Genomic DNA, 12,898 nt, shown 5'->3' on the forward strand with positions numbered 1-12,898 from the left:
CCCCGCCCCCGGGGCCGCCCCCCCCCCCGCAGCAGGTCGCCGGCACGCTCCAAGTCCTTCTCGGTGCGCAGCCGGACCTCAGGTCCCCGGTCCCGTGATGACCCAGACCGCTCACGTCCCGGGTGAACTCAGGAACGAGGTCGACCTCCTTGGGGTCCGCCCGCAGGTAAACCAGCATCTCGCTGGGCTGGCCGCCGCCGGCCCGGCCTCAGGGCCCAACCTCGGCGGGGCCGCGTGGCCGAGCGCCGCGACCGCCCGGTGGACGCCGTGCAGGTCCTTGCCCCACTGCCCGCCCATCGCCGGGCTCTCACGTAGTTCGCCCAGGGCCTCGGCGGACAGGTCTTCCAGCTGCGGGCTGCGGTTCAACAGCAACACCTGGCAGACCGCCGTCTCCAGCTTCTGGGCATCGCGGCGATACCCCCAGTCGGCCAGCACCGTGCAGACCTGCTCGACAGCTATGTCCACGGGCCCGGCGCCGAACACCCGGCGAGCCAGGCTCGGCCGCATGAACCGGCCAAGCCGTTCGAAGGCCGTGAATTCGCCGAGCAGGTAGGCATAGGCGATCAGGAACGGCCGGGCGTTGGGGCCGATCTGCCCGCCCCAGTGGCGCCGAAACTCGGCGCCGTCCGTGTTGATCAGGTCCGCCCAGTCCTGCACCGACCAGCCCCAGAACGCTCGGCGGAGCTCGCCGCTGCGGATGAGTACGAGTCCTGCCGCATCGCGTGCATACCGGCGCTGATGGCGGTCGTCCGGTGGCAGGTGCAGGGCAGCAAGGACATCAGCGAGCGGCCGGACCAGCCGGGCGGCTGGCCGCAGAGACACGGGGTCCGCAGCCAGGTCGTGGCGGCGGACCTGATCGATTCTGCAGTTCCGCAGGGCCTCCGCCTCGGCTTCGGTGAGCAGACCGCGGCGGTCGTACCGGGTGAGGTCGACCGGCCATGCCCAGAGGGGTGCGGTCGTTGGGATCGGCTGGGCGGTCACTGGGCGACCGTCCCGGCGGTCTGGGCGGCCCTGGTGAGCATGTCCACGCGCCAGGAATGGATCTGCTGCATGCCGCGGTTCAGCTTCTCCGCCAGGTCGCGGCCGGACAGGTGGATGTAGGTCAGCGTCGATTCGGTGCTGCGGTGTCCGGCGAACGTGGCGATCGCGTGCAGTTCCCAGCCCATCCTCGCCAGGTCGGTCAAACACAGGTGTCGGGTGGTGTGCGTCGAGAAGTGCGGCAGGTCAGCAGCGAGGGCGACGCGCCGGACCACCTTGGACCAGGTCCACAAGGTCAGCGGCTGGCCGTAGTTGCGGCGTGATTCCGACAGGAACAGCGGGCCGCGGGCCCGGCTGATTGTGGCCCGGTGCGCGAGGTAGCCGGACAGCAGGACCCCGGTCGCCGCCGAGTACGGAACGACGCGTTCGCGTCGGGTCTTGGTCGTCTCCGCGCGGACCCGCAGGGTCCGGTGGGCGGGGTCGAGGTCGTCGGTCCGCAGGGAGCACAACTCTTCGCGTCGAAGTGCCGCGTCGTAGGCCAGCGCCAGCATGACGCGGTTGCGCACCGGCTCCTTCCGCACGACGTCCAGCAGGTCCAGCCACTGCTGTTCGCTCGGGATCCACGGCAGCTTCGTCAGGCGCGGAACCAGTCCTCGCTGGTGGCCGCCGAACTGGCGGCCGGGGGTGTAGCGGCCGCGGCCCACCGGGTTGGATTCCCGCATGCCTTCCTCGATGAGGTAGTCGTAGAACAGCCTCACCGGCACCAGCCGCTGTTGCAGCGTCGCGTTCGCAAGGCCGACCCCGGAGTCCAGCGCGACCACGTTGCTTCCCCGGCGGCTCGGCCGGGTGGACAGGTCCTTCACGAACGCGGCCACCTGCAGTCGGTTCGCGGCGACCGGATCGACGCCGTCCCGCTCGCAGACGGTCAGGTACTCGGCCAAGCCCCGCGCGTACGCGTCGATCGTGCGCGGGGCCCGCCCCAGATCCGTCCACACTCGCAGCCACTCGGCCGCCCGCTCATGCCGACCCAGGACCGGCCACTTCTCCTCCAGCACCACCGCGCTGCCCAACGGATCTCCTCAGTACACGGGAACGTCGCAGGATACGAGACGCATCCTGCGACACCAGATTCCACGTAACTTGTAGGAAATCGGCTGGCATAGCTCGCCACTTGATGCCGTTGTCGACCAGATAGCGGACCGCGTCCAGTATTGCCCGGTGGCAGTACGCCTCCGGCTGCCCGCCCCGACATCGCAACCAGCCCGGGACCGGAAGCAACGGCCGGACGGCTGCCCACTCCTCGTCCATCATGTCCGACGGATAACACCGCCGCCGAGTCCCGTTGTCGCCGGCGTTTCCGAACCGGTGAGCCAAACAGTCACACTCCGGAGTGACCGAACTGGACTGGCCAACCATTAACGCGGAACACTGCGGCACCAGGGCCTCCTGATGTTGCTCGGTGATTCGACACCAACGACTTGTTCAGGAGACCCTGCCTGTATGCGTTGAGCACTGCACGACCACCCGACCGGGACCCCCGTTCGAAGCCGAACCCTCAAGATCGGTACGACAACAGCGCCTTAGACGGGCCGGTTGGCAACCTTCCCGTCCCTGGTCTTGACGTTGATGGCATCGACGAACAACACAGGATAGACGCGATCGAGCGGCCGGTTCTGCCATTCAGCCATGCCCTCCATCCCCTGGTCAGTGATGGTGGAGATGGTCTGCTTGGAGACCTCGGCCGCGTAGATCTCGGACAGGTGCGCGGAGATCTCCCCGTGGGCCAGGCCCTTCGCGGACAGCGACAGCACCATCTCGTCCACGCCCGTCAGCCGACGCTGCCGCTTGCGCGGGATCTGCGGCTCGAAACTGCCCTCCACGTCCCGGGGCACCTTGACCTCGACCGGTCCGACATCCGTCAGCACGGTCTTGGACCGGGTGCCGTTGCGGCTGTCGCCGCTGTTCCGGCCAGCTGCATCATGCTTGTCGTAGCCGAGGTGGTCGGTGCTCTCGCCCTCCAGGGCGGACTCCAGCACCCGCTTGGTCAGCTGCCGCAGCAGTCTGCCCGCACCGGTCGGCTGCATACCCTCGCTCCGGGCCCGGTCCACCAGCATCGCGATCAACTGCTCGTCCGACGTTGCCACGCCGACCGGCTCAGCCACCGACTCGTCCTCGATCGTCATCTCACTCACTTGACGTCTCCATGATCAACAGATCCGCCGTTTATTAGACACTCCCCCCGCTCGAGTGTTGACTGACGGGGTACGACTATGAAGCCATGATCGTCTTCGACCGCCGGGAGCCCGGTTTGAGCATGTTCGTGGGACGCAGTGATGAGCAGGGCCGTTTCCTGCAGGTGCTGGCAGATGTTATAGGCCGGAGGAAGAGGGGTCCGGATGAGGGTTTCGTGCTCCTGGTACAAGGCTACGGAGGAATCGGCAAGACCACCCTTCTCAATCGCTTCGCGGAGCTCGCCGGCGGAGATGGGCACGCGGTACGAGAAGGAAAATTCCTGGTCGCGAAGGTCGACTGGGAAGAAGATCGCAGTCGGCACTCCAGAGACTATGTCTCCTTCGAGGGGCCTCCCGTCTGGCAGGTGCTTGAGCGAATCCGGAAAGCTTTGGAAGACGCAACCGTTCCTGATCAGCGGGCCAACTGGCTTGACGCCGTAGCCGCCCGTCGCCGCAGCAAGCAGGTTGGCTTGGCATTCGAAAAATTCCGCAGACAGATCACGCGGATGAAAGAGTTGGAGGAGGAGGCCGCCCGGTTGGGCATCGGTAACGTCCTGGGACACCGGCGGATGTCACCCGAGCAACTCGCCGGGATCGTCACTCGGGTCAGCAAATTAGCCGGGCTCGCCGGTGCTCCCGGCACCATTACTACTCCTATTTCCCGCGCCGCCGAAGCCGGTGCAGGAATAATGGATGCTGTGCGCCAGAATCGAGCCGATCAGATAGACATCTCCGACTACCAGGTGCTGGTGGGAGGGGTCGATGCCGTGGTGACGGCATTCGCTAAAGCCCTGCGCACTATCAACCGAAAATTCCCGGTCGTAGTAGTGCTGGACACCTGCGAGTTATTGGGCGGCAGCGGGCCGTGGCTACGGGAGATTAGCCGCCTCTGCGGACAGCAGACCATCTGGGTGCTGGGCATGCGTCTGGACCCCGACCTGCTTCCTGCCGGTGACACTGAATCCGCCGCCTACCGCCGTGACCTCAACGACAACCGCCTGCGTCTCATCGGCCTGACCCGGTTCGACGATCGCACCGTGGCCGACTACCTCACCCAGCACCTCGGCCAGGACGCGCTCCCCCGCTTGGACATCACCCGCATCATTGCCCTCACTCACGGCATCCCACTAGCGGTCTCCCTGCTGACCCCACTTCTCGCCGACCGCCTCCGCAAGAACCAACCCCTCGACGACCTATATCCGGACGTGGACAGCAGCGGCCGGGTATCCCGGATCGTCAGCGATATGGCCACCCGTTACCTCGTCCACGCCAGCCGCCCCGACAGCGACCTCCACCACGACCTGCGCTTGCTGATCAGCCTGGCCCTGCTGCACCACACCGAGACCAGCCCTTGGCCCGACAACCCCAACGATGGCAACGGCGGCCTCTCAGTGAGTATCAGTGCCTTCGGTGACGTACCGCGGCAGTCCGGGGCCGACGGCACTGATCAAACGCTTCTCGCGGCCCTATGGGGGTGTTCGGCTACGGAGGTCGCGGAGATCCTGCCGGGTCTGGCCAAGCGTCACGACTTCGTCGACGGCCGCACGGGACGCATCCACGGCGACGTGACCAGGGCTATCCGCCTCCACCAGCTTGCGAGCATGGACCGGCACACAACAACGCACACGGCAATGAATCAGCGGGCCACCGACCACCTGCGCCAGCGCTTGGCTGCCATGCCCTATTCAACCATCGAAGAGCAGTTCAGAGACCCCGACTGGCGCGCTACAGCAGTCGGGTTGCTCTGGCACACCTACTGGGCGAGCCCCGTTCAGGGTGCCCGCCTTCTGCGTCGCCTCTACCCCGTCGCGTATATTCGCCAGCCCAAATTCGCTCGCCTTCTGGTCGAGACCAGCAGCCGCTTCGCCCCCTACTGCCCTGCCCCCGACCGAAACCTGATCAATCAGCTCACTGCAGCCGCGGCCGACTCGCGGCCTTGGCACGACGGGCGAGCCGTGCGAGCAGTTGTCAGCGCTCTCGTCTCTGACGACAGTATGCCCGAAGACCCTGTCCTGGCCGGTCCTACGGAGCCCTACCTGAGTCTCTTCGGCGCCGTCTATGCCAATCACTCCGAGGTGGACCTGCCCCAGCAGGTAGCCGCACTACAACACGTTGCCGCGGACTTTCCCCCCGACAGCGGCCCACCCGCCGAAAGAATCGGTGAAGCCGTTTACCGGCTGTGGCGGAGCACCGCCCCAAGCCGCGAAGCTACCGACCAGTCGTACCATTCGGAAGGGGCGACGCCGCTCCCCGACATGCAAGGAACCAGGCTGGCCATCTTACGGCTGGGAGCTCAGTATCGCCCTGACGACGCCTACATCCGGACCGATCTAGGGACCGCCCTCTTCGGCGTAGGCCAACTCGCAGAAGCCGAGGACGTCTTCAGGGATGCCCTAAGCCTCGACCCGGGCAACGCCACCGCCCACAGCCACCTCGCGTCCCTCCTGCACGATCTGGGCCGGCACGTCGAAGCCGAAGACACGTACAGACATGTCATTGGCCTCGACTCCCGCAATGCCACGGCGCACAACAACCTCGGATTCCTCCTACACCACCTGGGTCGGCACGCCGAGGCCGCAGAGCTTTACCGGGATGCCCTCCACCTCGACCCCGACATGTCCTCTGCCCACTCGAACCTCGGAGCCGTCCTTTATTTCCTGGGCTGTTACGCTGAAGCAGAGGACGCCTACCGGGATGCCCTCCGCCTCGACCCCGGCAACGCCACCGCGCACCACTGCTTCGGGAACGTGCTCCGCAACATGGGCCGGTTCGCCGAGGCCGAAAGGGCCTACCGGCAAGCCCTCCGTTTCGACTCCGACAGCGCGGCTACGCACTGGCAATTGGGTATGCTGCGACTTTTCGATGGCGATCGGGAAGAGGCCCGCGCTCAGTTGTCGCGCGCCTCCCATCTGTGCGACGGTGCACTGCCGGGCGTGCAGTTGTTGTTGTGCGCCCTTGACCGCACCGATCCCGCGCTCAGTACGGAGGTTCTGCATACGGCGCAGTCGGTGCTCGATGCGGTCGACAAGCCGCCGCCAGCGAGGACTCGCCTTCCACCATTCCAAACCGCTGAGGCACGCGCCCTGGCGCTCGCAATCCTAGGCGAGGTGGAAGCAGCCATCCAGACACTCCGGACGGCAATGAGCGTGCGTCGCCCCGCCGACCGGTTCAACCGCCCCCTATACGATCTGGTCACCCGAGATGAACCCCTTCCCGGCGTCGAACGGCTGCTGAACATCTGGCGGGAGATCATTGCGAACGATCCATCGGCTGCTGGCCCCTGGGGAGGACCCGAGACACCGTGACCACACGCATTCGCCGCGCACACGCTTCCAGGACCGCAGCACCAATCCGGCGTTCCAGCTGGTGGTCACCAAGTAGCGACCGCCCTCGTACAACCGGCCGGGCCTGTTGCGGGGAGCCCTATCCTCGACGAGGTGATTGAGGAAGTCCGTCACGAACTTCTCCACCTCGGGCTTCTGGGTCCTGTCGCGGACATCGATGCGGTCGATGTGCTTGATCCCCGCCTTCCGCAGTAGCCGCTCCCTGCTCTTGTCGTCCGAGGCCCGCCCCTTGTGGTGAGGTCCGTCAATCTCGATGACGCCGACGCGGCCCCGGTAGGTGATCAGCAGGTCGGGCTCGAAGGTGTGCCCCAGGACCCGCATCGCACCGAGCGGCATGATGCCGATGGTCTGGTTCTCCGGCAGGGCGGCCTGGCGCTCCTTGAGCACCGTGTACACACGGTGCTCCCACTCGTTGGTGAAGTGAACCCCGTCCTCAATCGGATGCTTCGGCTCCAGTCGGACCCGGCGGGCCTGGTTGCTGGGCTGCGGCCCGGTGGCGGCCTGCAGTTGCTTGCGCCAGTCCGTGCCCACCCGAGGGAGCCGTCCGCGCTCCGGGCTCAGCCCGACGACCGGTCGAGGACGTCTGGCGCCGTCGCCGGACCACCACGTCGGCAGCCCCCCGGCCGAGCTTCCGCCGCGCGCTCCCCGGGAACGGCCCGTTGTCCTTCGCCTGTCAAGATGCGCTCCCCTCGCGCTCCCCTTGGCCTCTGCAGGCGTCACCGGGCACAGCGGAGAACCGGCCAGGCACGGGAGAAAAGCAAAAACCCCAGGTCACGGGCTATGTGACCTGGGGTTTCGTGGAGCCGCCTTCGGGATTCGAACCCGAGACCTACGCATTACGAGTACGCCAGCGATCGTGACATGGCATGTCCGGCAGTACCACGGAATCTTGTTCTGACTGATCAGGAGGGATGCGTGAGACTCTGTCGCGTTGACTCGGGCCGCGGCGTCCAAAGGCGTCCGCGCTCCCCTTGCGCTCCCCTGCCCTCCCTGACGTGACTTGCCAGAGAGACAGCCCTGGCCACAAGGAACTGTCGTGCCCAGAGAGACCGACCCTCCGGATGCGCAACTCGAGGAGCCAACATCCGGAGCCGAATCCAATGGATCCGCCGCCGTCTCGGATCCTACGCCGTGGGTTGTAGTCGTTCCACAAGTGCGGGCATGCGCCAGCCAATGCCCGAATGTCGGCGTTAGTGGTTGTGTACGCGATGATTGCCTCGAACCACTCGCGGGCAGGGGGCCAGCGACCCTTGAAGATCATTTCCAAGAACGCGAGAGCTTTCCCGCGATCTCCTGCGCGGCCTTGTTCCAGGCGAGGTCACCTCCGCTCGCGCGGAGAGCACCAGACGATCGCCCTGGACGAGGGGCGGTCGGCCCAGGTCACCTCCGCTCGCGCGGAGAGCACCCCTTCGCGACCCGCGGTTCTAGAAGCGCTCTGCAGTTTCTCTATGTTCGCGCTGGAATGCGACGAGGGTGAGGCCGTCGAAGTCCAAGGGGTTGCGGCGATGGTTGCCAGCGGTGCGGATGGTGAAGCCTTGTTCGTTGTCGGCCGGGTGGGCGAGGACTGCGGTGCCGTGGGCGGTGGTGGCGGCGATGGCAGTCCAGAGCTCTTCGCGGACTCTTGCTGATACGGAGCCGACGTACAGCTCGGGGGTGACTTCGAGGAGCCAGCGGCTGAGGGCGCCGCGGAGGTGGTCGGGGATGGCGGTGGCGGACAGGACGATCATGGAGGGCATCGGCAGGGTTCTTCTGGGTGAGGGTCAGGGGGTGGTGTCTTCGGCGTGGTTGAGGCCGCCGGGGATGGTGCCTGTGATGGGGTCCCAGAGGTCGACGAGTTGTTCTTCGGGGTCGGGGGTGTCGCGGTCGGTGTCGGGGTCGAGGAGTTGCTGGATGTCGGTGGCGATGCGTGGGAGGAGTTTGAACAGGCGCAGGCCGTCGCGGAAGGAGCGGCGTGCTTCGGCTTCGGGGTTGGTGGACGCGTGGAGGGAGAAGGCGAGGGGGATGGTGAGTTGGGCTTTGTAGAGGTCGGCGATGTCGTAGACGAAGGCTTGCTGGTTGCCGTTGTGGACGTAGCCGAGTGCGGGTGAGCAGCCCAGGGCGAGGATCGCGGCGTGGACGATGCCGTACAGGCAGGTGTTGGCGGAGGACAGGGCGAGGTTGACCGGGTCCTGGGTGTCCCAGGAGGCGGGGTCGTAGGCGCGGCGGAAGCGGCCGATCTTGTATTGGCGAGCGAGGAGTTGGTAGTGGGCGCGGACGCGTTGTCCTTCGAAGCCACGGAGTTGGGCGAGGCTGGAGCCGGTGGGGACGGTTCCGGCACCGAAGCGTTTTTCGTACATCGCGGTGGCGACGGTCAGGCGGCGGTCGTTGTCAGCCCAGGCGCGTGCTTGGCGTTCGAGCCAGGTGGTGGTGAGGGAGTCGGGGAGGGCGGCGGCGTAGCAGCGCACTCCGCCGGAGCCGGTGATGAGGACGGTGGTGCCGTGGCGGGCGAAAGTGGCCAGCGCGCGGGAGGTGATCGAGGTGCCGGGGCCGAGCAGGACGCAGGCCAGTGCGGCGGTGGGCAGGTAGACGGTTTCGGTACCGCGGCGTTCGCTGGTGATCTCGGCGCAGACTCCGGTGTCGTCCTGGTGGATGCGGACGATGTCGAGGTAGAGGAAGGAGAGGGAGTCGGCAATGCGGGGGAGCATGGCGACGGTGGGGGCGGCGAGTCGACGGCGGGCGTCGGCCGGTGCGGTGGGGCGTCTGGTCGTGGGTGGGGTCATGCGGAGGCCCGGGCGGGGGCGATGCTGAGCAGTCCGCATCCGTATGCCTTGCCGCGTCCGATGCCTTGGGTGATCGCGGCGCGTAGCAGGTCGGGGTCGAGGATCGCGGCGGTGCCGTCGAACTGGGTGCGTGCGTGGCGGACGCGTTGGTGTGCGGCGGCGCCGCTGGTGCCGCGTTGTCCCTGTACGGCGTCGAGTGGCTGCGATTGGACGGTGAGGGGTTTGAGGCCGGCGGCCTCGGCCTGGCGGGACCACCATTCGTCCGCGGGGGCGCCACGGAGTGCGACGACGGCGGGCAGGTCGTACAGTTCGCGGGTGGTGGCGCCGGGTTTCCGGACGGCGCTGGCCACGCAGCGGTAGCGGATGGTCAGGCCGCCGGCCAGGGCGTCCAGCAGTGGGTCGAGCGGGCGGCTGAGTGCGGTGCCGTAGGCGGCCGGGAGGCGGGTCGGGTCGGGCCAGTGGTGGCTTTGGAGGAGGATCTGGGGACCGGTGGGGTTGTCCTCGCTGCGGAAGAGGACGCCGAGTTGGGCGCGGGCGTCGGGGCCGATGCCGTCAGGGAACAGGGCCATGAGGCGACGGTGCAGGTGCACGGCGGCGCCGGTGCCTTCGGTGTCGTGGCGGGCGTCGCGGGAGCGGGGGTCGGGGATGATGCGGGTCAGCCAGACGGTCACCGCAGGCTCCCTTCGGGGGTGTTCAGGTAGCTGACGAGTCCGGTGAGGCCGTCGGTGCCGAGGCCGGCGTACTGGGTGGATGGCAGGTGGACGGCGCGGCGGTAGAGCGGCCGGGCGCGGTGGGTACGGTGGCGGGGGTGGAAGGAGATGGGGTCGTCGTTGATGTCGCCGGCGGGGTGGGTGCCGTCGTCGCTGTGGTCGGCGTTGAGGTGGGCGGGCACGGGGAGTCGGTGCAACGGGCGGTCGGACAGGAATTCCACCGCCTGCGGCGCGCCGCGCGGTGGCCGTCCGGCGAGTGGCAGGTGGACGAGGTGGTGCAGGGCGTCACCGCTGCGTCCCAGGAGCACCGGTCCTTCGGGCGGGCACGAGCGGCGGCCGAGGAACAGGGGCCACTGCGGCGAGCGCAGCGCCTGCGCGTACCGCTCCAAGAGGGACTCCTCGGCTCCTACATCGGCATCGGCTGGAAGGGTGAGGGCTATGGTGAAGGCTGCGTCGGCGAGGTAGGAGCGGTGGGTGAGCAGCGTGCCGGTGTCGCCGGTGCGCTTCTTGCCCTCGGCCGTGGTGACGGTGGCCTTGGCGGGCAGCCCTCCGCCGACGGTGTGCAGGTCGCGCAGGATCACGCCGGGCCGGTCGGCTCGGACGGTCAGTGACAGCCGGGCCAGGTCGTCCACGGGCGCCCCGCGTCCACGGCCGAGTGCGGCTGCCAGTAGGCCCAGGACTCCGGAGCGGGTGGGGAATGCGGCGGTGTCCCGCTCGTTGAAGTGGCTGCGTTCGCCCCAGGACTGCAGGGGGCCGGCGAGCCGGAGCAGCAGTCCTGGTTCGGCGACCACGGCAGCGTTCGTGCCGGCGCCGGCGGCGGTTGCGGTGCTCATGCGGCGGTTCCGGTGGGCTGCTGGCCGAGCGCGGTGTCCAGGGCGTTGGTGATCAGCTCGTCGAACGAGTCGCGGGGGGTGCCCAGGCCGGTCGGTTTCTGCACCTGGTTGGCGGCCCACCCGGAGGCGAGGATGCGGCCGGCGCCGAGAAGCTTGTTGGCGGCCTGGGCGTAGGTGTCCAGTTGGCGGATGGAGTCGTCCATGAAGCCGCCCTCGGCGGCGGCGCGGACGGGCCTTTCGAAGGCCGCCGCGTAGGAGAGGGGGCGGTCGCTGCGGACCGACAGGTGTACGAGGTCCGGGATGGTGTGGGGGGCTGTGGAGTGCTTCTTGGCCTGCGGCAGCGACTCGATGAACGCGGAGAGGAAGGCGCCCACCAACTCCCGTGCGGCTACTGGGTCGTCGCCGATGTTCGCGGCGAGGTCGCGCAGGTCGACGGTGGCGTAGCGGTAGAACGTGCCGGCGCTGAACTCGATGTGGCCCATGTGCCCGCTGCCGGTGGAGTCCTGCCAGGCGGCGGTGATGTCGTCGACTGCGGAGAAGTAGTCGAGTTCGACGTCCGTCTCGTGGGTGGTGAGGGCGTGGGCTACTTGGACGGAGCCGTCCACTCCCGCGTCGTCGACTTCGGCGAGCATCCGGCCGAAGAGGTTGATCACGCCGTTGCGGGAGCGCAGTACCCGCTCGATGCGGTCCTTGGGCAGGACGCTCTTGTCGGTCGGCTTCTTGATGTCCGCGGCCGCCTCGAGTGCGCTCCGGTGCTCCTCGGCCAGGTCGGCGAGTTCGGTGACGGCGGTTTCGGGCACGTAGACCATGGCGTTGGTGAGGACCTTGTTGGGAACGATCTGCGAGGGCTCGTCCTTCTTCTTGGCCAGTTCGAACTTGATACTGCTGCCTGCTGCGATGTGGCCGCCGGCTCGCTGGGCAAGTGTCTGGGGCCAGTTGCGGCTTTCCAGTTCGGTGGTGACGCGCTCTCCGATCCGCCGGGTGCGCAGGGCGGCGTGGCCGATGCGCTCCTGGAAGACGTCGCGCACCGCGCGCTTCCACGACTGGCTGCTGACTCGGGTGCGCAGCGTGTTGCCGTACTGCACGGTCTTCACCGAGTTGGTGTCGTCGCGGTTGAGGTTGGCGAAGGGGACGGACTGGAGGACGTGGATGTCGATGAAGCGTGCGGGGGTGGTGGTCATCAGGGTTTCTCCGTACGGGTCGGGTCTGTTGCGAGCAGGGCGGGGGCAGGGGTGGCGGCGGCGTGGTGGGCGCTGGTCACTGCGGCGTGGCGGCTGCTCCCTCGGCGGCCTCCTCGGCTGCCGCCTCCTGGCGGTCGGCGCCGGCGGAGTTGTCCCGGTCCGCTTGGGCGCACAGCCAGTAGAAGTCCTGGAGCCAGCGTCGGGAGATGCGGCCCGAACGGGTTTGCCAGCCGATCAGGTCGCCGAGAAGCCTCGCCCAGTCCACCGGCACGTCCAGGTCGCGCAAGTAGCCGACGCTGGAGGGCAGATGCCGGTGCAGGCCGTTGACGCTCTGCCGGGTGAGCAGGTTCAGCCGGCTCTCCGCGGTGGACAGCCGCATCTCCCGTTCCCGGCCGGGTGACTGGACGACGGCGTGCGCGAACGCGCTCCCGAGGCTGCCGCCGGAGCGGCGGTGCGTAGCGGCTTGCTCGGCGGGCGTCACCACCGTCGTCGTGCCGGTGTCGGCGGCGGGCGCTGGGGCGGACACACCGTCGCCCTTCTCCCCCACGGCATCTTGGGACTCGGGGGCGGCGAAGCTGTAGCGGGGCTGGGCGGCGATCAGTGCGGCGATCGTGAAGTACGCGCGCTGCTCGTTCTCGGCGGTTTCCGGGCCCCGGGGCATCCAGGGCGTGATGAGACGGTGCATGCCGCCGGTGCGCGCCACATCGTCCAGGCCGCGCCGTAGCCCTTTGCGCAGGGCGGTGCGCGCTCCCGGGTCGGTGCGGCAGAGGTCCTCGATCCGCTGGACGTACTTCTGGTGCAGGGTGGGTCGGGCCGCGGAGCGGTCGCCCGACTCGGTCTGGGTGGTCATACAGGGCCTTCT

General features: G+C 68.0%; 10 protein-coding genes and 2 pseudogenes. 1 reads left to right on the forward strand and 11 read right to left on the reverse strand.

Translation table 11 applies throughout. From position 1 onward, the window contains the following. The 5 genes and pseudogenes from V2S66_RS16645 to V2S66_RS16665 all read right to left on the reverse strand — a co-directional run. Nucleotides 1-190: pseudogene (locus tag V2S66_RS16645) on the reverse strand (hypothetical protein); the annotation flags it as partial. Continuing rightward, a complete protein-coding gene (locus V2S66_RS16650) occupies nucleotides 112-981 on the reverse strand; it encodes a hypothetical protein (protein ID WP_330796198.1) in 870 nt (289 codons plus the stop codon). The pseudogene V2S66_RS16645 and the gene V2S66_RS16650, both read right to left, overlap by 79 nt. Further along, a complete protein-coding gene (locus V2S66_RS16655; RefSeq protein ID WP_330796200.1) occupies nucleotides 978-2,036 on the reverse strand; it encodes a tyrosine-type recombinase/integrase in 1,059 nt (352 codons plus the stop codon). Before V2S66_RS16655 ends, V2S66_RS16650 begins: the two co-directional genes overlap by 4 nt. Then, nucleotides 1,996-2,394 (reverse strand): transposase, encoded by a 399-nt coding sequence (locus V2S66_RS16660; protein WP_330796476.1) that lies wholly within the window; start codon nucleotides 2,392-2,394, stop codon nucleotides 1,996-1,998. The genes V2S66_RS16655 and V2S66_RS16660 overlap by 41 nt, the downstream gene beginning before the upstream one ends. Nucleotides 2,395-2,561: 167 nt before the next feature. Further along, nucleotides 2,562-3,092, reverse strand: a pseudogene (locus V2S66_RS16665) (transposase); the annotation flags it as partial. Between the two features lie 164 nt (nucleotides 3,093-3,256). Between V2S66_RS16665 and V2S66_RS16670 the strand changes: the two are divergent. Next, nucleotides 3,257-6,514: a tetratricopeptide repeat protein gene (locus V2S66_RS16670; RefSeq protein ID WP_330796203.1), complete on the forward strand. Its 3,258-nt coding sequence runs from the start codon at nucleotides 3,257-3,259 to the stop codon at nucleotides 6,512-6,514. Between the two features lie 1,463 nt (nucleotides 6,515-7,977). Here the strand turns inward: V2S66_RS16670 and cas2e are convergent. From cas2e to casB, 6 genes are all read right to left on the reverse strand, one after another. Further along, nucleotides 7,978-8,289 (reverse strand): type I-E CRISPR-associated endoribonuclease Cas2e, encoded by a 312-nt coding sequence (gene cas2e / locus V2S66_RS16675; RefSeq protein ID WP_330796205.1) that lies wholly within the window; start codon nucleotides 8,287-8,289, stop codon nucleotides 7,978-7,980. Nucleotides 8,290-8,313: 24 nt separating this feature from the next. Further along, the gene (gene cas1e / locus V2S66_RS16680; protein ID WP_330796207.1) at nucleotides 8,314-9,312 is read right to left on the reverse strand and encodes a type I-E CRISPR-associated endonuclease Cas1e; all 999 of its coding nucleotides are present in this window, start codon (nucleotides 9,310-9,312) and stop codon (nucleotides 8,314-8,316) included. Continuing rightward, on the reverse strand, nucleotides 9,309-9,983 hold the full coding sequence (gene cas6e, locus V2S66_RS16685) for a type I-E CRISPR-associated protein Cas6/Cse3/CasE (RefSeq protein ID WP_330796209.1): 675 nt from the start codon (nucleotides 9,981-9,983) through the stop codon (nucleotides 9,309-9,311). The genes cas1e and cas6e overlap by 4 nt, the downstream gene beginning before the upstream one ends. After that, on the reverse strand, nucleotides 9,980-10,855 hold the full coding sequence (cas5e, locus tag V2S66_RS16690) for a type I-E CRISPR-associated protein Cas5/CasD (protein WP_330796211.1): 876 nt from the start codon (nucleotides 10,853-10,855) through the stop codon (nucleotides 9,980-9,982). The genes cas6e and cas5e overlap by 4 nt, the downstream gene beginning before the upstream one ends. Beyond that, nucleotides 10,852-12,036, reverse strand: a complete 1,185-nt coding sequence (gene cas7e, locus V2S66_RS16695) for a type I-E CRISPR-associated protein Cas7/Cse4/CasC (protein ID WP_330796213.1) — start codon at nucleotides 12,034-12,036, stop codon at nucleotides 10,852-10,854. Before cas7e ends, cas5e begins: the two co-directional genes overlap by 4 nt. Before the next feature lie 76 nt (nucleotides 12,037-12,112). After that, the gene (casB, locus tag V2S66_RS16700) at nucleotides 12,113-12,886 is read right to left on the reverse strand and encodes a type I-E CRISPR-associated protein Cse2/CasB (RefSeq protein ID WP_330796215.1); all 774 of its coding nucleotides are present in this window, start codon (nucleotides 12,884-12,886) and stop codon (nucleotides 12,113-12,115) included. Nucleotides 12,887-12,898: the final 12 nt, after the last annotated feature.

The sequence above is a fragment of the Actinacidiphila polyblastidii genome (assembly GCF_036353415.1).
Taxonomy (GTDB): domain Bacteria; phylum Actinomycetota; class Actinomycetes; order Streptomycetales; family Streptomycetaceae; genus Actinacidiphila; species Actinacidiphila polyblastidii.